We start from the raw sequence: 19,261 nt of genomic DNA, 5'->3' as shown, positions 1-19,261 counted from the left end.
AAGATTGAGGACACGCGGTCGGCCGCAGGGCGGCGTAAAGCGTGGGGGCCCCGAACCAGAAGGTTCGGGGCCCCCACCTGCAAGCGCACACGGCTCAGCCGTTCTTCGCCGCCTCCGCGGTGCCGTTCTTCTCCGGCGCCTGCGCGGCACTGTCCTCGGTGTGCCCGGCGCCACCGTCCGCGTCCGCATCAGGCGCAACGGCACCGTCCGCGTCACCCGCGACGTCACCGCCCTCCGCACCCTCGGCGTCCACCGCGTTCGGTTCCACGATCTCCTCGCGCCCCGGCCGCACCTTCGCCGAGATCACCATGTACAGCACCGCCAGCACGAACACGATCCCCGCGGTCCACACATTGAGCCGTACGCCCAGGATGTGGTGGGCCTCGTCGACCCGCATGTACTCGATCCAGCCCCGCCCCGCGCAGTACGCGGCGACGTAAAGCGCGAACGCCCGGCCGTGTCCGAGCCTGAAGCGCCGGTCCGCCCAGATCACCAGCAGGGCGACGCCGATGCACCACAGCGACTCGTACAGGAACGTCGGGTGGTACGTACCGGCGACCCGGTTGGGGCCCTCGCTGATCTTCAGCGCCCACGGCACATCGGTCGGCTTGCCGTAGAGCTCCTGGTTGAACCAGTTGCCCCAGCGGCCGCAGGCCTGGGCCAGGGCGATACCGGGGGCGAGCGCGTCGGCCCAGGCCGGCAGCGGAATCCCGCGGCGGCGGCAGCCGATCCAGGCACCGACGGCGCCGAGCGCGATCGCACCCCAGATGCCGAGGCCGCCCTGCCAGATCTTGAAGGCGTCGACCCAGTCCTCACCGTCGCTGAAGTACAGCTGGTAGTCGGTGATGACGTGGTAGAGCCGGCCGCCGACAAGACCGAAGGGCACGGCCCAGACGGCGATGTCGGCGACGGTGCCGGCTCTGCCGCCCCGGGCGATCCAGCGCTTGTTGCCGAACCAGACGGCGACGAAGACACCGATGATGATGCAGAACGCGTAGCCGCGGAGCGGGATCGGGCCGAGCTCGATCACGCCGGTCGACGGGCTGGGAATGTAAGCAAGGTCCATGGCAGGGTCGACGCTACCTTGCCGGGTGGGGCGTACGGCAACCCACCCGGCAACGTGTGGGTAACGGGCAGGTCATCTGTTCCCCCTGTCGGACACCGCTCAGGAGCCCGACGGTGCCGGGGTGGCCGTGCCCGGCTTCTTGCCCTTGTTGACCTTGTTGGCCTCGGCGACCCACTTCTTCAGGTTGGCCGCGGTGATCGGTTCGTTCCCCTTCTTCGGGAAGATCGACTCACCGTTGAGCAGCGCGGTCGGCGTGCCCTCGAATCCGCCCTTCAGGAACGCCGTGTTGGACTTCTGGACCCAGCTGTCGTGCTTGCCGTCCTCCACGCAACCGCGGAAGGCGGCGGTGTCGAGTCCGGGGACCTTCCCGGAGAGCTCGATCAGCTTGGCGTTGTCGGCGAAGGCGTCGACGGACTCCTGCGGCTGATTGCGGTAGAGGACGTCGTGATACGCGGAGAACTTGCCGGCGTCCTGTGCGCAGGCCGCGGCGTTGGCCGCCCGCAGCGACCCTCTGCCGCCGAGATTGCCGTCGATGATCGTGGCGAGGTGGTACTCGACCTTGATCTGTCCGGTGCTCCCCAACTGGTGGATGGTGTCCCGGAACGCGTTCTCGAACTGGGCGCAGACCGGGCAGCGGAAGTCTTCCCAGATGGTGAGTGTGGACGGGGCGTCGTCCGCGCCGACCTGGATGGCCAGGCTGTCCTTGCCGGTCGCACCGGACGGCGCGACGGCGGGGCCCGCCGTCTTGCTCTTGCTGCTGTTGCCGCCCGTGTTCGCGGCGATCACGCCCACGACGGCGGCCAGCGCCAGCACACCCACCAGGCCGGCGCCGACGATCAGCATGCGCCTGCGGCGCTCGCGCGCCTTCTGGCGTTCCCGCTGCTGGACGAGCCGGTCTCGCGCGGCCCTTTTTCCCTGTTCGTTCTTCTCGCTCACACCCGCAGCAACGACCCGGGGAGGCACGTGCGTGCCTCCCCGGGTCCAGGTCCACCCATTCGGATTACACCCGTTTCAGCGCTTTCGAACGCCTTCGGCGAGTTCGCCCGCCAGGGAGCGGACCGCGGCCAGGCCCGCCTCCTCGTCGGGGGCGTCGAGCATGCCCTTGACGAAGGCCGAGCCGACGATCACCCCGTCGGCGAAGCCCGCGACCTCGGCGGCCTGTCGGGCGTTGGAGACGCCGAGTCCGACGCAGACCGGGAGGGACGTGGTGGCGCGGGTGCGCGCGACCAGGTCCTGGGCCTGCTCGCCGACGGACTCGCGGGTGCCTGTGACACCCATCAGCGAGGCCGCGTACACGAAGCCGGAGCCCACCGCGGTGATGGTGGCGAGACGCTCGTCCTTGCTGCTGGGCGCGACGACGAAGACGGTCGCCAGACCGTGCTTGTCAGCGTGTTCGCGCCACAGTTCGGACTCCTGGACCGGCAGGTCGGGCAGGATGCACCCGGCGCCGCCCGCCTCGGCGAGCTCGGCCGTGAAGCGCTCGACGCCGTACCGGTCGATCGGGTTCCAGTACGTCATGACGAGGATCGGGACACCGGTCGCCTCGTACGCCTCGCGGACCGTGCGCATCACGTCGGCGATCTTCACGCCGCCGCGCAGGGCGATGTCGTCGGCGGTCTGGATGACCGGGCCGTCCAGCACCGGGTCGCTGTGCGGCAGCCCCACCTCGACGATGTCCGCACCACCCGCCACGACCGCCTTCACGGCGGCGATCGCGCCGTCGACGGTCGGGAAGCCGGCCGGGAGGTACGCGATGAGTGCGGCCCTGTTCTCCGCCTTCGCCTGTGCGAGGGACGAACTCAACAACTCCACATTGCCGCTCACTTGGTGACCTCCTCTTCCCCGTCGGCCACGTCGGCCTCGACGACCCCGTCGGTCGCGTCGTACAGCCCGAAGTAGCGGGCTGCCGTGTCCATGTCCTTGTCGCCGCGGCCGGACAGATTGACCACGAGCAGTCCGTCCTTGCCGAGCTCCTTCCCGACCTCCAGGGCTCCGGCCAGCGCATGGGCGCTCTCGATGGCCGGAATGATCCCTTCGGTACGGGAGAGGAGGCGCAGCGACTGCATGGCGGCGTCGTCGGTGACCGCGCGGTACTCGCCGCGGCCGATGTCCTTGAGGTACGCGTGCTCCGGGCCGATGCCCGGGTAGTCGAGGCCGGCCGAGATGGAGTACGGCTCGGTGATCTGGCCCTCGTCGTCCTGGAGGACGTAACTGCGCGAGCCGTGCAGGATGCCGGGCTCGCCCGCGGTCAGGGTCGCCGCGTGCTCGCCGGTCTCCACCCCGTGTCCGGCGGGCTCGCAGCCGATCAGCCGGACGTGCGCGTCCGGGATGAAGGCGTGGAAGAGCCCGATGGCGTTGGAGCCGCCGCCGACACAGGCGATGGCGGCGTCCGGCAGCCGGCCGGTCCGCTCCAGCATCTGGCGGCGGGCCTCGACACCGATGACGCGGTGGAAGTCGCGGACCATGACGGGGAAGGGGTGCGGTCCGGCGACGGTGCCGAAGAGGTAGTGCGTGTGGTCCACATTGGCGACCCAGTCGCGGAACGCCTCGTTGATGGCGTCCTTCAGGGTCCTGGAGCCGGACCTCACGGCGATGACCTCGGCGCCGAGCATCCGCATCCGCGCCACGTTCAGCGCCTGCCGCTCGGTGTCGATCTCACCCATGTAGATGGTGCATTCCAGGCCGAAGAGCGCGCAGGCGGTCGCGGTGGCTACGCCGTGCTGGCCGGCGCCGGTCTCGGCGATGATGCGGGTCTTGCCCATGCGCCTGGTGAGCAGCGCCTGCCCCAGCACATTGTTGATCTTGTGCGAGCCGGTGTGGTTCAGGTCCTCGCGCTTGAGGAAGATCCGGGCGCCACCCGCGTGCTCGGCGAAGCGCGGGACCTCGGTCAGCGCGCTGGGGCGGCCGGTGTAGTTGACCATGAGCTCGTTGAGCTCGGCGGCGAAGGCCGGATCGGCCTTGGCCTTGTCGTACTCGACGGCGACCTCGTCCACGGCGGCGACGAGCGCCTCCGGGATGAACTTGCCGCCGAACGCACCGAAGTACCCCTCGGCGCTGGGGATCAGACCCTCCGGGTCCGGAATGAAGAAGTCAGATGACATCCGACGTGCTCCTCGACATTGCAATGGGTGGGTTCACCGTATGCGCCGTGAGCGGAGCGCCGCCGCGACCGGGAGCGGTCGGGCAGTGCGGTCGTACGTACGGCAGGAGTGGTGCAGGTACGTCGGCCGGGGCTCGCTACAGCGCGGACCCCGTGCGCCATCGCATGCCGTTGACCTGGCCGGGCTCGTCGCCGATCACGTACCGCACGCGCCTGCCGTGCACGCGCCGGGCGGGGGCGCGGCAGCCGCGGGGGCGGCAGCCGCGCGCCAGCGGCGCGTGCGGGAGCCGGGCCGTCATTCCGGCGGGGCGCAGGCCCGGCCGGATACGGGGCGCGGGACGGTCGGCGGACATGGCTGCGGTCAGCTCCGTCCGTGCCGGAGCGCCGGGTGGGCACCGGCGGCGACCAGGTCGGCGACGGCGGCCCGCGGGTCGCGGCCGGTGACCAGGGATTCGCCCACGAGCACCGCGTCGGCGCCCGCGTTGGCGTACGCGATCAGGTCGTGCGGGCCACGGACGCCGGACTCGGCGACCTTGACGATGTGGTTCGGGATCTCGGGGGCGACGCGCTCGAAGGTGGAGCGGTCGACCTTGAGGTCCTTCAGGTTGCGCGCGTTGACACCGATGATCTTCGCTCCGGCGTCCACGGCTCGTTCCGCCTCCTCCTCGTCGTGCGCCTCGACCAGCGGCGTCAGGCCGATGGACTCGGCGCGCTCGATCAGGGAGACCAGGGCCTCCTGGTCGAGGGCGGCGACGATCAGCAGGGCGAGGTCGGCGCCGTAGGCGCGGGCCTCCCAGAGCTGGTACGAGGTGACGATGAAGTCCTTGCGCAGGATCGGGATGTCGACCTTGGCGCGAACGGCCTCCAGGTCGGCGAGGGAACCGCCGAAGCGGCGTTCCTCGGTGAGGACCGAGATGACGGACGCGCCGCCCGCCTCGTAGTCCGCGGCGAGCGCGGCCGGGTCGGCGATCGCGGCAAGTGCCCCCTTGGAGGGGCTTGAGCGCTTGACCTCGCAGATGACGGTCACGCCCTCGCCGCGCAGGGCGGCGACTCCGTCCTTGGCGGCAGGAGCGCGCGCCGCGCGTTCCTTCAGCTCGTCGAGGCTGACACGCGCCTGCCGCTCTGCGAGGTCGGCGCGTACGCCATCGATGATCTCGTCGAGCACACTCACGCGAGCGGCCCCCTTCCGGGACGGTGATGAGGGAACAGGATCAGCCATGTCAATGCTATCCGCAGGAGGCCGAAGGGCCCGAATCCAGTCGTCGAATGTCCCATTACCTGGGCATTCAAGGTGCCAACACCGATCCGAACGGCAGATTCCGGACGATCGAGAAGATCAGCAGCACGGCCCCGATCCCCCACCAGACGACGGGCTTCGCGGCGATGCTCATGGGCCTGCCCCGGGAGGCGCGGGCCATCCAGACCACCCAGAGGACGGCGAAGATCCCATAGCCGACGACGGCGAGCGCATTGGAGCCGAGGGCAGCGGCGATGTCGCCGTTCGCGACGGCGTGGGCACTGCGCAGCCCGCCGCAGCCCGGGCAGTACAGGCCGGTGAACCGGAGCAGTGGGCAGACCGGGTAGTGGCCCGGCTGATTGGGATCGACGGCACCGACGTAGCCGAACGCCCCGATGACGGCGGCCATGACTCCCACCGGGGTGGCGAGCCGCCGGAAACGCGAGACGGGGGCAGGGGCCGGAGGGAAGACCGGCGGGGACGGCTGCGGGTCGGGCATCAGTGGATGTCCGGACATCGGCGGGTGGCATGGGGCGGGCCGGGAGCCCGGCGCCGACGGTGCGGCGGCTGGAGTAGGCGATGCGTCCACTCGGTGATTGTCCCCGCTGATGCGGAAAGGCGCAGCCCGGGCCGGGCTGCGCCTCGCATTCGTACGGGTGCGGCGTGCGTCAGGAGATCTGGGCCTGCCCGGCGCGAGCCCTGGCCTGGGCCATCTCCTCCGACTCCTTCGGCATGCCGAGGCCCGCGGCCTTCATCGCGAGGCCGACGATCCCGCCGAGGAGGATGACGGCGATACCGGCCCAGAAGCCGATCGGGTTGGCCGCGACCATGAAGACGCCTGCGGCGCAGAAGCCGATGAAGGAGATGATGACACCGGTCCAGGCGGCCGGGGTGTGTCCGTGGCTGCTGCCCGCCATGAGTTGCTCCTTGTTGGTGATGCGCTGTTGGTATCGCTGTACGCAAAGCTGGTGCCGCTGTTGGTGCCGCTGTGCAGAAAGCTCGGCTTCATTGTCCCGTACGTGCGTGTACGACGTGAGCTGGGGGGTCATGCCTCGCGCGTCGGGTCCTCGCCGCGGTCCAGGGCCTTCCACAGGTCCTCGGGCCGGTCCGGGTCCGGGGCGGTGCGGGCAGCCTTGCGGGGGCGGGGGGTGCCGTCCCGTTCGTACCGTCCCGACATGGTGGGCCAGAGCTTCCCGTACCGCAGGGCGAGCAGCCCGGCGAGCAGGATCAGCAGGCCGCCGGCTGCGGTGACGTAGGGCCACGCGGTGTGGCTGAGGGCTTCGATGGTCGCCGAGGCGTCGCCGGTGGTCTGCGCGGCCTTCTCGTCGAGCGCCGAGCTGTCGGAGGCACCGAGGTAGGCGCTCAGTCCGGCACCGAGGCCGCTGAGGGCGAGGAGCCCGGCGACGATCAGCCGCGCGCCGCTGCGGACGGCGAAGACGGCGACGAGGGCGGCCAGACCGACTATGGCGAGGGCCGCCGGCAGGCCGGTGACGTCCTGGCCGTCGGCGGTCAGCGGCAGGGAGCCGCCACCGACGGCCGCCCGGCCCTCGGCCCACGTCTGGCCGGAGGCGAGCAGGACGACGGTGGCGCCGGCCGCCCCGAGGAGCAGGCCGGCGGCCAGGCTGCGGCGACTTCCCGCGACGTCGGACGCGGTGACGGCTCGGGCACGGGGCTGGGGTACGGGGACGGCACTCACGTACTCCACTATCCCTTACCGCCTCATGCTCCGTGGAGCCGGTTGGCCGTATGCACCGCGCGGAGCACCGCGGCGGCCTTGTTGCGGCACTCGGTGTCCTCGGCGACCGGGTCGGAGTCGGCGACGACACCTGCTCCGGCCTGGACATATGCCGTGCCGTCGCGGAGCAGGGCGGTCCGGATCGCGATGGCGGTATCGGAGTCCCCGGCGAAGTCGAGGTAGCCGACGCAGCCTCCGTACAGCCCGCGGCGGGTCGGTTCGAGCTCCTCGATGATCTGCATCGCGCGGGGCTTGGGAGCGCCGGAGAGGGTGCCCGCGGGGAAGCACGCGGTGAGGACGTCGAAGGCGGAGCGGCCCTCGGCGACGCGGCCGGTGACGGTGGAGACGATGTGCATCACGTGCGAGTACCGCTCGATCGACATGAAGTCGACGACTTCGACGCTGCCGGGTTCACAGACCCGCCCCAGGTCGTTGCGGCCGAGGTCGACGAGCATCAGATGCTCGGCGCGTTCCTTCGGGTCGGCGAGGAGTTCGTCGGCGAGCGCCTGGTCCTCCTGCGGGGTGGCGCCGCGGTGCCTGGTACCGGCGATCGGGTGGACCATGGCCCGTCCGTCCTCGACCTTGACGAGGGCTTCCGGGCTGGAGCCCGCGACGTCGAAGCCGTCGAAGCGGAAGAGGTACATGTACGGCGACGGGTTGGTGGCGCGCAGCACCCGGTAGACGTCCAACGCGCTTGCCGTGCACGGGGTTTCGAAGCGCTGGGAGGGGACGACCTGGAAGGCCTCACCGGCCCTGATGCGTTCCTTCACGTCCTCGACGGCGTCCTGGTACGCCTTGCCGCCCCACAGCGCGGTGTACGGGGGGAGCTCGGACGGCGGGAGGGCGGCGGGGGCGTTCTCGACGGGGCGCGAGAGATCCTGCTCCATGGCGTCGAGACGGGCGACGGCGTCCGCGTACGCCTCGTCGGCGCCGGTCGCGAGGTCGTTGTGGTTGATCGCGTTGGCGATCAGCAGGACGCTGCCGTCCCAGTGGTCGAGTACGGCCAGGTCCGAGGTGAGCAGCATGGTCAGCTCGGGAACGTGGAGGTCGTCCTCGACGCTGTCGCCGATCTTCTCCAGGCGGCGCACGATGTCGTAACCCAGATAGCCGACCATGCCGCCGGTGAACGGGGGCAGCCGGTCGTGGACGACCAGGTCGTGGGGGGTGTGCAGGGTCTCAATGGTGGCGCGCAGGGCCTGCAGCGGGTCGCCGTCCACGGGGACGCCGACGGGCGGGGTGCCCAGCCAGTGGGCCTGTCCGTCGCGGGCGGTGAGGGTGGCGGCGCTGCGTACCCCGATGAAGGAGTAGCGCGACCAGGTGCGGCCGTTCTCCGCGGATTCGAGGAGGAAGGTGCCGGTGCGCTCGCCCGCGAGTTTGCGGTAGAGCCCGACCGGGGTGTCGCCGTCCGCGAGGAGCCGGCGGCTGACGGGGATGACGCGCCGGTCGACGGCCAGCTTGCGGAAGGTATCGAGATCCATGACGGCTGACCCTACTGAGCGAGCGGGAGGACGTCTGCGTCGAAGCAGGTGCGGTCGCCGGTGTGGCAGGCGGCACCCGTCTGGTCGACCTTGACGAGGACGGTGTCGGCGTCGCAGTCGAGGGCGACGGACTTGACCTGCTGGATGTGGCCCGAGGTGTCGCCCTTGACCCAGTACTCCTGACGGCTGCGGGACCAGTAGGTGCAGCGGCCGGTGGTGAGGGTGCGGTGCAGGGCCTCGTCGTCCATCCAGCCGAGCATCAGCACCTCACCGGTGTCGTACTGCTGGGCGATCGCCGGGACGAGGCCGTCGGCACCGCGCTTGAGGCGGGCGGCGATGGCCGGGTCGAGGTTGCCGGACGGCGGCGGAGTGCTGGGCGTGGGCGCGCTGGTCATGCGCCCATTGTGCCGTGGTCGCGGGAGCGGTTCTGTGCAATGTCCACTGGGCGGACCGCGTGCGGCGGTCGTACGCTGGCGAGCATGTCGACCCATGCGAAGCGTGAACGACTTCTGCTCGCCGACCTGTTGGAGGCGGCGGGACCGGAAGCCCCGACCCTGTGCCACGGCTGGACGACCCGGGACCTGGCCGCCCATGTGGTGGTCCGCGAGCGCCGGCCGGACGCGGCGGGCGGGGTGGTGCTGGGCGTGCTGAAGAACCGCCTCGAACGGGTGCAGGCGGAGTACGCGGCGAAGCCGTACGAGGAGCTGATCCAGCTGATCCGTACCGGACCACCGCGGATGTCCCCGTTCGGCCTGAAGCAGATCGACGAGGCCGCCAACACCGTCGAGTTCTACGTCCACGCCGAGGATGTGCGCCGGGCCCAGCCGGACTGGTCGCGGCGGGGGCTGGACCCGGTCTTCGCCGATGTGCTCTGGTCGCGCGCCGAGAAGACGGCCCGGCTGCTGGGCCGCAGATCCCCGGTGGGGCTGGTGCTGCGCCGCCCGGACGGCCAGACGGCGGTGGCGCACAAGGGCACCCCGGTGGTGACGGTCACCGGCGAGCCGGGCGAGCTGCTGCTCTTCGTGTTCGGCCGGCAGGACGCGGCAACGGTGGACCTCGAGGGCGACAAGGAGGCGGTGGCCCGGCTGCACACGGCGGAGCTGGGGATGTAGGGCGTACAGGGACGGGTCAGCGCGGGAGTTCCGCGCGGCGCAGCCGGGTGAAGGCCAGACCGGCCGCCGCCCCTGCCGCGCACACCGCGGCGCTGGTGACGAAGACCGGGCCCGTCCCCCAGGCGGCAACGGCGGCTCCCGTGACCGGGTAGCTGAGCGGGGCGATCGCGTGGGTGAAGAGCGTCGAGACCGAGGTGACCCGGCCCAGGTAGGCGGGGTCGGTGACGGTCTGGGTCAGGGCGCCGCACAGCGCGCCCCCGAGGCCCCCGAAGAGTCCGACGCAGACGGCGACGGCGGCGGCGAGGCCCACCGAGGGGGCGTAGGCCAAGACCCCGATGGCCACCGCACCCACGAGCACGGTCAGGCACATCACCAGCCCGGCCCGTGGAACCCGGCCGCGCACGGCGAGCAGCAGGGCCGACGCGCCGGCGCCGATGCCGAACGCGGCGACGATCCAGCCCATGCCGGACGCGCCCCAGCCGCGCTCGCGGACGAGCAGGATCAGTCCGAGGTTGAGCGGGCCCGCGAAGCCCAGTTCGCTGAGGGCGACGGCGAGCATCAGCGGTCCGAGCACCGGGTGACGGCGGATGTGGCGCAGCCCGTCGGCCAGGTCGTGCCAGGCGGTGCCGGACGGTTCGGCGGCTTCCCGGGCGGGCAGTGGGCTGATCCGCAGGGACAGGAGCAGCGGCAGTGATACGGCGAAGAGCACCCCGGCCGCGGCGAACGCGAGCCTCGGGCCGCCGACGGCCACCGCGACGCCGCCGAGCGGAGCGCCGACGACATTGGCGGTACGGGCGGCGAGTCCGCGCAGCCCCTGGACTCGGGCCAGCTGTCCTGCGGCGGTGATCCGGGGCGGCAGCGCGCCGACGGCGGGCAGGAAGAGGGCGTCGACCACACCGAAGACGAGCGCGACGGCGATCAGCATCCACACGGCGGGCGAGGTGAGCAGCAGCGCGCCCGCCAGGCCCAGCACGACCAGGCAGCGGGCGGCGTCGCTGCCGATGACGACGCGGCGCGGTCCGATCCGGTCGGCGAGCACTCCCCCGCCGAGCATCAGTAAGGCCCTGGGTATGGAACCGACGGCGAGGACGAGTCCGGTCTGGGTGGCGCTGCCGGTGCGGGCGGCGGCCCAGGCGAGCGCCATGTAGTAGACGCTGTCGCCGATCATCGAAGCGGTGTAGGCGCCGAGCCAGCGCAGGACGTTGCCGTCGCGGTGGGCGGGGCGTTCGGGAGCTTCCGTGGCCGTGGCGGTGACAGTCATGAAGGTCGTCCTCTCGGGGGTGCCGGCTCAGATGCGGAACGGGAATCCGTACAGGTGCATGGCGACGTTCTCGCGCCCCTCCGTGTCGCCCGCCTCGTCGCGGGCACGGCCGAGCTCCTCGTACCGGTCGATCACCTGGTGCACCTCACGGCTGAGCGCGGCGAGCTCCTCGGCAGTGAGCCGGGCCAGGTACTCGGAGCCGGAGGCGGCGCTGCGCCACTCCTGTGGCCAGCTCTGGGCCGAATCGATGTAGCGGCGGTACAGCTCGACGTGCTGGTCGAACGAGAGCCGGCCAACAGCGGCGTGGGTGGCGACCTTCTCGGGTGCGTCGCTGAAGTCCTCCTCGTGGAAGGTCAGCCCCTTCGAGGCGGGCTGCCACCAGCGCTCGCGGCCGTCCTTGCCCTGCTGCTCGGCCTCCTCGATCAGACCGTGGTCGGCGAGCTTGCGCAGGTGGTAACTGACCAGCGAGACCTGCTCGTCGACCCGCTCGGCGAGCTGGGAGGCGGTGGCCTTACGGGTGATGTAGAGCGCCCGGTAGAGCTTCATCCGCAGCGGGTGCCCGAACGCCTTCAGGGTCCCCAGATCCGAGATCCGGCGCGATTCATTGCTTGCCATGCCCTCCACCGTAGACAGGAAGGAAAACTTGCGCAATCTTTATTGCGCAATAAAAGTTGCGGGTTTTGCAGTGCGCTGCCGCGACCGGAGAAGCGACGCGACCGCCCTCGGAACGCCGATCGCCGGGTGGAGCCGAAAAACGGCTCCACCCGGCGATCGATGAGTGCTGCGGTCAGCGGACCGGGTGTCCGGCCTCCCTGAGCGCGCCCTTGACCTCGGAGATCCGCAGATCACCGAAGTGGAAGACGGACGCGGCGAGCACCGCGTCGGCGCCCGCCGCGATGGCCGGCGCGAAGTCCGCGAGCCGGCCCGCGCCTCCGGAGGCGATGACGGGGACGGTCACGTGCTCCCGTACCGCCGCGATCATCTCGGTGTCGTAGCCGTCCTTGGTGCCGTCCGCATCCATCGAGTTGAGCAGGATCTCGCCCGCGCCCAGCTCGGCGGCCCGGTGCGCCCATTCGATGGCGTCCAGGCCGGTGCCCCTGCGGCCGCCGTGCGTGGTGACCTCGAAGGTGCCCGCGGGCGTGCGCCGGGCGTCCACGGAGAGCACCAGGACCTGGCGGCCGAAGCGCTCGGCGATCTCCCGGATGAGGTCCGGGCGGGCGATGGCCGCGGTGTTGACGCCGACCTTGTCCGCACCGGCCCGCAGCAGCTTGTCGACATCGTCGGCGGTACGGACGCCGCCGCCGACCGTGAGCGGGATGAAGACCTGCTCGGCGGTGCGGCGCACCACGTCGTAGGTGGTCTCCCGGTCGCCGCTGGACGCGGTGATGTCCAGGAAGGTCAGCTCGTCGGCGCCCTCGGCGTCGTACAGCTTCGCCATCTCGACGGGGTCGCCCGCGTCGCGCAGGTTCTGGAAGTTGACGCCCTTGACGACCCGGCCGTTGTCGACGTCCAGGCACGGAATGACGCGTACCGCGAGAGTCACCGCGCACCTGCCCGGTAGGCCTCGACCTCGACCTCGACGACCAGGCTCGGGTCCACGAAACCGGACACGATGATCATCGACGCGGCGGGGCGGACGTCGTCGAAGAGCTCCTTGTGGGCGCGGCCGACCTCGTCCACGTCCCGGGCGTGCGTGATGTACATCCGGGTGCGGACGACGTCCTCACGGCCCAGACCGAGCTGCTTCAGCGCGTCGAAGGCGACCTTGAAGGAGGTGACGGTCTGCTCGTACGGGCCGCCCGCGGAGATCTGCCCGTTCTCCACCGACGTGCAGCCGGCGACCAGGACGAGGCCGTTCGGCAGCTCGACCGCGCGGGAGTAGCCGAATTTGTCCTCCCAGGGGGCGCCGGAGGAGATGCGGTTGACGGAGTCGCTCATCCGGAGACCACCTGCAGCGCTTCTTCGAGGGTGAACGCCTTCGCGTACAGCGCCTTGCCGACGATCGCGCCCTCGACGCCGTCCGGGACGAGCGAGGAGATGGCCCGCAGGTCGTCGAGCGAGGAGACGCCGCCCGAGGCGACGACGGGCTTGTCCGTGGCGGCGCAGACGTTCTTCAGGAGTTCCAGGTTGGGGCCCTGGAGCGTGCCGTCCTTGGCGATGTCGGTGACGACGTAGCGGGCGCAGCCCTCGGAGTCGAGGCGGGCGAGCGTCTCGTAGAGGTCGCCGCCGTCGCGGGTCCAGCCGCGGCCGCGCAGTGTCGTGCCGCGGACGTCGAGGCCGACGGCGATCTTGTCACCGTGTTCGGCGATGACCTTGGCGACCCACTGAGGGGTCTCCAGGGCGGCGGTGCCGAGGTTGACCCGGGTGCAGCCGGTGGCGAGGGCCGCGGCGAGCGAGGCGTCGTCGCGGATGCCGCCGGAGAGCTCGACCTTGATGTCCATGGAGCGGGCGACCTCGGCGATCTGCGCCCGGTTGTCACCGGTGCCGAACGCGGCGTCCAGGTCGACCAGATGCAGCCATTCGGCGCCCGCCTGCTGCCAGGCGAGGGCGGCCTGCAGGGGGTCACCGTAGGAGGTCTCGGAGCCGGACTCGCCGTGGACCAGGCGGACGGCCTGGCCGTCGCGGACATCGACGGCGGGGAGGAGTTCAAGCTTCGGCATTACAGCGTCTCAATCCAGTTGGTCAGCAGCTGGGCGCCGGCATCGCCGGACTTCTCGGGGTGGAACTGGGTGGCCCACAGGGCGCCGTTCTCCACGGCCGCGACGAACGGCTCGCCGTGGGTGGCCCAGGTGACCCGGGGTGCGCGGATCTTGGCGTTGGTGACCTCCAGGCTCCAGTCGTGCACGGCGTAGGAATGCACGAAGTAGAACCGGGCCTCGGGGTCGAGACCTGCGAAGAGCTGGGAGTCCTCGGGGGACCGCACGGTGTTCCAGCCCATGTGCGGGACGATCGGGGCCTTCAGCGGGGCGACGGTGCCGGGCCATTCGTCCAGCCCCTCCGTCTCCACACCGTGCTCGATGCCGCGCTCGAAGAGGATCTGCATACCGACGCAGATGCCCATGACGGGGCGGCCGCCGGAGAGCCTGCGGTCGATGATCCATTCACCGCGGGCCTTCTTCAGCCCATCCATGCAGGCGGAGAACGCACCGACGCCGGGCACCAGCAGCCCGTCGGCGTTCATCGCCTTCTCGTAGTCGCGGGTGATCTCGACATCCGCGCCGACATGGGCGAGGGCCCGCTCGGCGGACCGGACATTGCCGAAGCCGTAGTCGAAGACGACGACCTTCTTCTTGTCGCTCTTCTTCTTGTCGCTCACAAGTCGTACCTCAGTCCCAGAGTCCCTGGATCCGCATGACGCCTGCTACCAGGCACATCACGGACGCGAGCCCGAGCAGGACGATGACGCCCTTGGGCATCTTCTGCTTCGAGAAGGAGTAGACCCCGCCGGCCAGGAACAGGCCTACCAGGATCAGGATGGTGTTGAGGCCGGTCACAGCGCGCCCTTCGTGGAAGGAAGAATTCCGGCAGCGCGCGGGTCGTGCTCACTGGCGTAGCGCAGGGCGCGGGCGAGCGCCTTGAACTGGCACTCCACGATGTGGTGGGCATTGCGCCCGTACGGCACGTGGACGTGCAGGGCGATCTGCGCCTGGGCGACGAAGGACTCCAGTATGTGCCGGGTCATCGTCGTGTCGTACTCGCCGATCATGGGCGCCATGTTCTCGGGCTCGGTGTGCACGAGGTACGGGCGTCCGGACAGGTCGACGGTGACCTGGGCCAGCGACTCGTCCAGCGGGACGGTGCAGTTTCCGAAACGGTAGATGCCGACCTTGTCGCCGAGGGCCTGCTTGAACGCGGCGCCCAGGGCGAGGGCGGTGTCCTCGATGGTGTGGTGCGAGTCGATGTGCAGGTCACCGTCGGTCTTGACCGTGAGGTCGAAGAGTCCGTGCCGGCCGAGCTGGTCGAGCATGTGGTCGTAGAAGCCGACCCCGGTCGACACCTCTACCTTGCCGGTGCCGTCGAGGTTGATCTCGACGAGTACCGAGGTTTCCTTGGTGGTGCGTTCGACTCTTCCTACGCGGGCCGCGCGAGTCATGCGTCGTGCTCCTTCTTCAGTTCGCGTACCGCATCGAGGAACGCGTCGTTCTCTGCCGGGGTGCCCGCGGAGACCCGCAGCCATCCCGGTACGCCGTTGTCCCGGACCAGGACGCCCCGGTCGAGGATCTGCTGCCAGGCGGTGTGGCTGTCGGCGAAGCGGCCGAACTGGACGAAGTTGGCGTCCGAGTCGGTGACGTCGTAGCCGAGAGCGCGCAGCCGGGTGACGATCCGGTCGCGCTCGCTCTTGAGCTGCGCGACGTATCCCAGCAGCGTATCCGTGTGCTCCAGGGCGGCGAGCGCGGTGGCCTGGGTGACGGAGGACAGGTGGTATGGCAGGCGCACCAGCTGGACCGCGTCGACGACGGCCGGGTCGGCGGCGAGGTAGCCGAGGCGCAGACCGGCGGCGCCGAACGCCTTCGACATGGTGCGCGAGAGCACCATGTTCGGCCGGCCCTCGATCAGCGGGAGCAGCGAGGCGTGGTGGCTGAACTCGCCGTACGCCTCGTCGACGACGACCATCGACGGCTTGGCCGCCTGGGCGGCCTCGTACAGCGCGAGTACGGTCTCGGCGTCGACGGCGGTGCCGGTGGGGTTGTTGGGCGAGGTGATGAAGACGACGTCGGGCCGGTGCTCGGCGATGGTCTTCCGGGCGGCCTCGACGTCGATGGTGAAGTCCTCGTTGCGCGGTCCGGAGATCCAGCCGGTGCCGGTGGAGCGGGCGATGAGGGCGTGCATGGAGTACGAGGGCTCGAAGCCGATCGCGGTGCGCCCCGGGCCGCCGAAGGTCTGCAGCAATTGCTGGAGCACTTCGTTGGAGCCGTTGGCCGCCCAGACGTTGGCGAGGGCGACCTCGTGCCCGGCGGTGCGGCTGAGGTAGCGGGCCAGCTCCGTACGGAGCTCCACGGCGTCCCGGTCGGGGTAGCGGTTGAGGTCGCGGGCGGCCTCGCGGACGCGCTCGGCGATCCGGTCGACAAGCGCCTCGGGCAGCGGGTACGGGTTCTCGTTGGTGTTCAGCCGCACGGGTACGTCGAGCTGCGGCGCCCCGTACGGGGACTTGCCGCGCAGTTCGTCGCGGATCGGGAGATCGTCGATGCGGGTGGTGTTGCTGTGCGTCACTGCTGTGGAACCTCTCCGCCGAACCTGGCCTTGAGCGCGGCGCCGTGGGCGGGGAGGTCCTCCGCCTCGGCGAGGGTCACGACATGGTGGGTGACCTCGGCGAGCGCATCGCGCGTGTAGTCGACGATGTGGATGCCGCGCAGGAAGGACTGCACGGACAGGCCCGAGGAGTGACAGGCGCAGCCACCGGTCGGCAGGACGTGGTTGGAGCCCGCGCAGTAGTCGCCGAGCGAGACCGGGGCCCATGGGCCGACGAAGATCGCCCCGGCGTTGCGGACCCGGTCGGCGAGCGCGGCGGCGTCGGCGGTCTGGATCTCCAGGTGCTCGGCGGCGTACGCGTCGACGACCTTGAGGCCGTCCTCCAGGTCGTTGACCAGGACGATCGCGGACTGGCGGCCGGCCAGTGCGGGCTCGATCCGGTCGGTGATGTGCTTCGTCGCGGCGACCTGCGGCTTCAGCTCGGCCTCGGTGGCTGCGGCCAGTTCCTCGGAGTCGGTGACGAGGACGGCGGCGGCCATCGGGTCGTGTTCGGCCTGGCTGATCAGGTCGGCGGCGACGTGCACCGGGTCGGCGGTGGAGTCGGCGAGGATCGCGATCTCGGTGGGGCCCGCCTCGGCGTCGATGCCGATCCGGCCCTTGAGGAGGCGCTTGGCGGCGGCGACATAGATGTTGCCGGGGCCGGTGACGAGGTTCACCGGAAGACATTCGGCCGTTCCGTACGCGAACATCGCGACGGCCTGGGCGCCGCCGGCCGCGTACACCTCGTCGACGCCGAGCAGGGCGCAGGCGGCGAGGATCGTCGGGTGCGGCAGACCGTCGAAGTCCTTCTGCGGCGGGGATGCCACGGCGATGCCCTCGACACCCGCCTCCTGGGCCGGTACGACGTTCATGACGACGGAGGACGGGTAGACGGAGCGCCCGCCCGGTACGTACAGCCCGACGCGCTCGACCGGCACCCACTTCTCGGTGACGGTGCCGCCGGGGACGACCTGGGTGGTGTGCGTGGTGCGGCGCTGCTCACGGTGGACGAGGCGGGCACGGCGGATCGATTCCTCGAGGGCGGCCCGTACGGCGGGGTCGAGCCGCTCCAGCGCCTCGGCGATCGCCTCGGCCGGAACGCGGATCGAGTCGATCCGTACGCCGTCGAACTTCTCCCCCCACTCGATCACTGCCGCCGAGCCACGATGACGTACGTCCTCGCAGATGGGCCGCACCGTCTCCAGGGCGGCTTCCACGTCGAACTCGGCACGGGGCAGCAGGTCGCGCAGGGCTCCACCCTCGGGGAGGACATCGCCGCGCAGATCGATTCGAGAGATCACACCGCAATTCTCGCAGACCGCCTCCGGCGTCCGGTCGCCCGTATCACTGGCTGATACATCTCCCGGGTGTCACTGCTGACCAATAGCGTTCACGTCGTCACCCAGAGGGAAGAACAGCTCCGAGCGGAAGGGGCACCCCGTGACCGAACCGCACGACGGCGATTTTCCGGACGGTCTCAGCGCGGCCGAGCTGGGCATGTGGCAGGCCTTCCGGAACGGCAGCACCTACGATCTGCGCGCCCGCGACCCCGCGCGGGACGATCCGTTCGCGCCGCGCGCCTGGGGGCCGGAGCGCAGTGTGAACGGGCGCGTCGTCGCCCGGCTGCTGCTGTCCGGGCCACCACCGCGGCCCGGCCGGGTCGCCGCGCTGAAGCTCCGGGGTGTACGGATCACCGGGACGCTGGATCTCGCGGGCGGGCGCGTCGCGCCGTACGTCGAGCTGACCGGCTGCCGCTTCGAGAGTGAGGTGGTGCTGCCCGAATGCCATTTCACGACGTTGCGGATGGTCGGCTGCGCGATGCCGCGGCTGGAGGCGGCCCGGTTGCGCACCGAGGGCGATCTGCATCTGCCGCGCTGCCGCATCAAGCGCGGGATCAGGCTCACCGACGCACAGATCGGCACCGATCTGCTGATCAACCAGATCGAGATCGGCCCCGACCGCAACGGGCGGGCCCTGGCCGGTGACGGGCTGGCGGTCGCCCAGGACCTGCAGGCGGAAATGGTCGAGGCGCGCGGCGAGCTGAGCCTGCGCGGGGCGAAGGTCGGCGGTTCGCTGAGTCTGCGCGGCAGCCGGCTGCGGGGCAGGGAGGGGCGGCGCGCGCTGAACGCCCCTCAGCTGACCGTGGAGCGGACGCTGTACATGAGCGAGGCGTGGGTGAGCATCGACACCGGGAACCAGGGCACCACTCCCCCGTACGGCATCGTCATGGCGCCGACCCCGGCGCGCGGTACGCGTTCGCAGATCTTCGAGTGCCGCGGCGGGGTGCGCCTGGACGACGGACGGTTCGGCGACGCGGTCGATCTGCACAAGGCACGGTTCGTTCTGGCCAGGCACGAGGAGCTGTCGCTGCGCCGGATCGTCGCCCCGGAGCTGCGTTTCAACGCGGAACGGCCGGAGGAGGGCCGGGTCGTTCTGAACGGCGCGAAGGTCGTCACGCTGATCGATGTGTCGACCAGTTGGCCGGGGCCCGGCGGTCTGGCGATGGGCGGTTTCGTGTACGAGAACCTCGTCCCGTACGGGCACTTCCCGCTCTCCCGGCGCCTGGAGTGGGTGGCGGCGGCAACCCCGGAGTACGTACCGGAGCCGTACGAACGCCTCGCCACGGTGCTGCGCAACTGCGGGGAGGACGCGGACGCCCGCGAGGTGCTGCTGGCCAAGCAGCGGCGGCGCCGCGAGACGCTGCCGCCCGCCGCGAAGCTCTGGGGCTTCCTCCAGGACTGGACGGTGGCGTACGGCTACCGGCCGGGGCGGGCCGCGGTGTGGATGGCGGTGCTGTGGGCGGCGGGTGCGCTGGCCTTCGCCCAGCACGTCCCGGCGGCGATCAAACAGGATGAGCATCCGCAGTGGAATCCGGCGCTGTACGCACTGGATCTGCTGGTACCGGTCATCAATCTCGGCCAGGACGGTTACTGGCGGATGGAGGGCGGCTGGCAGTGGGCGGCGGCCGTGCTCGTCCTGCTGGGTTGGATACTGGCCACGACGGTCGCGGCGGGCGCCTCACGGCTGCTGCGCCGGGGCTGAC

The 19,261-nt window shown here is 70.8% G+C and carries 23 protein-coding genes; 2 read left to right on the top strand and 21 right to left on the bottom strand.

Going from position 1 to position 19,261, the window contains the following annotated elements; all coding sequences use genetic code 11:
- Positions 1 to 94 precede the first annotated feature (94 nt).
- From lgt to hisI, 11 genes are all read right to left on the bottom strand, one after another.
- On the bottom strand, positions 95 to 1,066 hold the full coding sequence (gene lgt / locus OG609_RS30395) for a prolipoprotein diacylglyceryl transferase (protein WP_327275754.1): 972 nt from the start codon (positions 1,064 to 1,066) through the stop codon (positions 95 to 97).
- 99 nt (positions 1,067 to 1,165) lie between these two features.
- Positions 1,166 to 2,002, bottom strand: coding sequence for a DsbA family protein (locus OG609_RS30390; RefSeq protein ID WP_327275753.1), 837 nt, complete (start codon positions 2,000 to 2,002; stop codon positions 1,166 to 1,168).
- A 75-nt stretch (positions 2,003 to 2,077) separates the two neighbouring features.
- The gene (gene trpA / locus OG609_RS30385) at positions 2,078 to 2,890 is read right to left on the bottom strand and encodes a tryptophan synthase subunit alpha (protein WP_093895626.1); all 813 of its coding nucleotides are present in this window, start codon (positions 2,888 to 2,890) and stop codon (positions 2,078 to 2,080) included.
- The gene (trpB, locus tag OG609_RS30380) at positions 2,887 to 4,167 is read right to left on the bottom strand and encodes a tryptophan synthase subunit beta (protein ID WP_327275752.1); all 1,281 of its coding nucleotides are present in this window, start codon (positions 4,165 to 4,167) and stop codon (positions 2,887 to 2,889) included. The genes trpA and trpB overlap by 4 nt, the downstream gene beginning before the upstream one ends.
- A gap of 136 nt (positions 4,168 to 4,303) precedes the next feature.
- Positions 4,304 to 4,519: a tryptophan biosynthesis modulator TrpM gene (gene trpM, locus OG609_RS30375; protein ID WP_327275751.1), complete on the bottom strand. Its 216-nt coding sequence runs from the start codon at positions 4,517 to 4,519 to the stop codon at positions 4,304 to 4,306.
- 8 nt (positions 4,520 to 4,527) lie between these two features.
- Positions 4,528 to 5,337: an indole-3-glycerol phosphate synthase TrpC gene (trpC, locus tag OG609_RS30370; RefSeq protein ID WP_093894906.1), complete on the bottom strand. Its 810-nt coding sequence runs from the start codon at positions 5,335 to 5,337 to the stop codon at positions 4,528 to 4,530.
- Positions 5,338 to 5,452: 115 nt separating this feature from the next.
- Entirely contained in the window at positions 5,453 to 5,920 is a 468-nt protein-coding gene (locus OG609_RS30365; protein WP_327275750.1) for a DUF2752 domain-containing protein, read from the bottom strand.
- Positions 5,921 to 6,071: 151 nt separating this feature from the next.
- The gene (locus OG609_RS30360) at positions 6,072 to 6,320 is read right to left on the bottom strand and encodes an HGxxPAAW family protein (RefSeq protein ID WP_327275749.1); all 249 of its coding nucleotides are present in this window, start codon (positions 6,318 to 6,320) and stop codon (positions 6,072 to 6,074) included.
- Positions 6,321 to 6,448: 128 nt separating this feature from the next.
- Entirely contained in the window at positions 6,449 to 7,108 is a 660-nt protein-coding gene (locus tag OG609_RS30355) for a TIGR02234 family membrane protein (RefSeq protein ID WP_327275748.1), read from the bottom strand.
- Positions 7,109 to 7,122: 14 nt separating this feature from the next.
- Entirely contained in the window at positions 7,123 to 8,616 is a 1,494-nt protein-coding gene (locus OG609_RS30350; protein ID WP_327275747.1) for an anthranilate synthase component I, read from the bottom strand.
- An 11-nt stretch (positions 8,617 to 8,627) separates the two neighbouring features.
- Positions 8,628 to 9,011, bottom strand: a complete 384-nt coding sequence (gene hisI, locus OG609_RS30345) for a phosphoribosyl-AMP cyclohydrolase (protein ID WP_093894911.1) — start codon at positions 9,009 to 9,011, stop codon at positions 8,628 to 8,630.
- 84 nt (positions 9,012 to 9,095) lie between these two features.
- Between hisI and OG609_RS30340 the strand changes: the two genes are divergently transcribed.
- On the top strand, positions 9,096 to 9,728 hold the full coding sequence (locus tag OG609_RS30340; RefSeq protein ID WP_327275746.1) for a TIGR03085 family metal-binding protein: 633 nt from the start codon (positions 9,096 to 9,098) through the stop codon (positions 9,726 to 9,728).
- Positions 9,729 to 9,744: 16 nt separating this feature from the next.
- Here the strand turns inward: OG609_RS30340 and OG609_RS30335 are convergent, their stop codons facing one another.
- The 10 genes from OG609_RS30335 to hisD form a co-directional block, all read right to left on the bottom strand.
- Entirely contained in the window at positions 9,745 to 10,989 is a 1,245-nt protein-coding gene (locus OG609_RS30335) for an MFS transporter (protein WP_327275745.1), read from the bottom strand.
- A gap of 27 nt (positions 10,990 to 11,016) precedes the next feature.
- Complete coding sequence (locus tag OG609_RS30330) at positions 11,017 to 11,604, bottom strand: helix-turn-helix domain-containing protein (RefSeq protein WP_327275744.1); 588 nt, start codon at positions 11,602 to 11,604, stop codon at positions 11,017 to 11,019.
- Between the two features lie 172 nt (positions 11,605 to 11,776).
- Positions 11,777 to 12,532: an imidazole glycerol phosphate synthase subunit HisF gene (gene hisF / locus OG609_RS30325; protein ID WP_327275743.1), complete on the bottom strand. Its 756-nt coding sequence runs from the start codon at positions 12,530 to 12,532 to the stop codon at positions 11,777 to 11,779.
- Positions 12,529 to 12,927 carry a RidA family protein gene (locus tag OG609_RS30320; RefSeq protein WP_327275742.1) on the bottom strand — a complete coding sequence of 133 codons (399 nt, stop codon included), beginning with the start codon at positions 12,925 to 12,927 and terminating at the stop codon, positions 12,529 to 12,531. Before OG609_RS30320 ends, hisF begins: the two co-directional genes overlap by 4 nt.
- The gene (priA, locus tag OG609_RS30315; protein WP_093894916.1) at positions 12,924 to 13,649 is read right to left on the bottom strand and encodes a bifunctional 1-(5-phosphoribosyl)-5-((5-phosphoribosylamino)methylideneamino)imidazole-4-carboxamide isomerase/phosphoribosylanthranilate isomerase PriA; all 726 of its coding nucleotides are present in this window, start codon (positions 13,647 to 13,649) and stop codon (positions 12,924 to 12,926) included. The genes OG609_RS30320 and priA overlap by 4 nt, the downstream gene beginning before the upstream one ends.
- Positions 13,649 to 14,305 carry an imidazole glycerol phosphate synthase subunit HisH gene (gene hisH, locus OG609_RS30310; RefSeq protein WP_327275741.1) on the bottom strand — a complete coding sequence of 219 codons (657 nt, stop codon included), beginning with the start codon at positions 14,303 to 14,305 and terminating at the stop codon, positions 13,649 to 13,651. The genes priA and hisH overlap by 1 nt, the downstream gene beginning before the upstream one ends.
- A gap of 10 nt (positions 14,306 to 14,315) precedes the next feature.
- A complete protein-coding gene (locus tag OG609_RS30305; protein WP_176740053.1) occupies positions 14,316 to 14,483 on the bottom strand; it encodes a hypothetical protein in 168 nt (55 codons plus the stop codon).
- A complete protein-coding gene (hisB, locus tag OG609_RS30300; RefSeq protein ID WP_093894918.1) occupies positions 14,480 to 15,082 on the bottom strand; it encodes an imidazoleglycerol-phosphate dehydratase HisB in 603 nt (200 codons plus the stop codon). Before hisB ends, OG609_RS30305 begins: the two co-directional genes overlap by 4 nt.
- Positions 15,079 to 16,200: a histidinol-phosphate transaminase gene (locus OG609_RS30295; protein WP_327275740.1), complete on the bottom strand. Its 1,122-nt coding sequence runs from the start codon at positions 16,198 to 16,200 to the stop codon at positions 15,079 to 15,081. Before OG609_RS30295 ends, hisB begins: the two co-directional genes overlap by 4 nt.
- A complete protein-coding gene (gene hisD / locus OG609_RS30290; RefSeq protein WP_327275739.1) occupies positions 16,197 to 17,519 on the bottom strand; it encodes a histidinol dehydrogenase in 1,323 nt (440 codons plus the stop codon). Before hisD ends, OG609_RS30295 begins: the two co-directional genes overlap by 4 nt.
- A gap of 139 nt (positions 17,520 to 17,658) precedes the next feature.
- Here hisD and OG609_RS30285 point away from each other — a divergent pair, with 139 nt between their 5' ends.
- On the top strand, positions 17,659 to 19,260 hold the full coding sequence (locus OG609_RS30285; protein ID WP_327275738.1) for an oxidoreductase: 1,602 nt from the start codon (positions 17,659 to 17,661) through the stop codon (positions 19,258 to 19,260).
- Position 19,261: the final 1 nt, after the last annotated feature.

It is taken from the genome of Streptomyces sp. NBC_01224 (assembly GCF_036002945.1).
In the GTDB taxonomy this organism is placed as follows: Bacteria; Actinomycetota; Actinomycetes; order Streptomycetales; family Streptomycetaceae; genus Streptomyces.
Note: the sequence above shows the minus strand (reverse complement) of the source record. Positions and strands in the feature narration are given on the sequence as shown.

Bases quoted from the DNA above. Each gene is read 5' to 3' on its own strand.
- lgt (WP_327275754.1), bottom strand. From the start codon at position 1,066: ATGGACCTTGCTTACATTCCCAGCCCGTCGACCGGCGTGATCGAGCTC.
- trpB (WP_327275752.1), bottom strand. From the start codon at position 4,167: ATGTCATCTGACTTCTTCATTCCGGACCCGGAGGGTCTGATCCCCAGC.
- trpM (WP_327275751.1), bottom strand. From the start codon at position 4,519: ATGTCCGCCGACCGTCCCGCGCCCCGTATCCGGCCGGGCCTGCGCCCC.
- OG609_RS30365 (WP_327275750.1), bottom strand. From the start codon at position 5,920: ATGTCCGGACATCCACTGATGCCCGACCCGCAGCCGTCCCCGCCGGTC.
- OG609_RS30360 (WP_327275749.1), bottom strand. From the start codon at position 6,320: ATGGCGGGCAGCAGCCACGGACACACCCCGGCCGCCTGGACCGGTGTC.
- OG609_RS30350 (WP_327275747.1), bottom strand. From the start codon at position 8,616: ATGGATCTCGATACCTTCCGCAAGCTGGCCGTCGACCGGCGCGTCATC.
- hisI (WP_093894911.1), bottom strand. From the start codon at position 9,011: ATGACCAGCGCGCCCACGCCCAGCACTCCGCCGCCGTCCGGCAACCTC.
- OG609_RS30340 (WP_327275746.1), top strand. From the start codon at position 9,096: ATGTCGACCCATGCGAAGCGTGAACGACTTCTGCTCGCCGACCTGTTG.
- OG609_RS30335 (WP_327275745.1), bottom strand. From the start codon at position 10,989: ATGACTGTCACCGCCACGGCCACGGAAGCTCCCGAACGCCCCGCCCAC.
- OG609_RS30330 (WP_327275744.1), bottom strand. From the start codon at position 11,604: ATGGCAAGCAATGAATCGCGCCGGATCTCGGATCTGGGGACCCTGAAG.
- OG609_RS30320 (WP_327275742.1), bottom strand. From the start codon at position 12,927: ATGAGCGACTCCGTCAACCGCATCTCCTCCGGCGCCCCCTGGGAGGAC.
- priA (WP_093894916.1), bottom strand. From the start codon at position 13,649: ATGCCGAAGCTTGAACTCCTCCCCGCCGTCGATGTCCGCGACGGCCAG.
- hisB (WP_093894918.1), bottom strand. From the start codon at position 15,082: ATGACTCGCGCGGCCCGCGTAGGAAGAGTCGAACGCACCACCAAGGAA.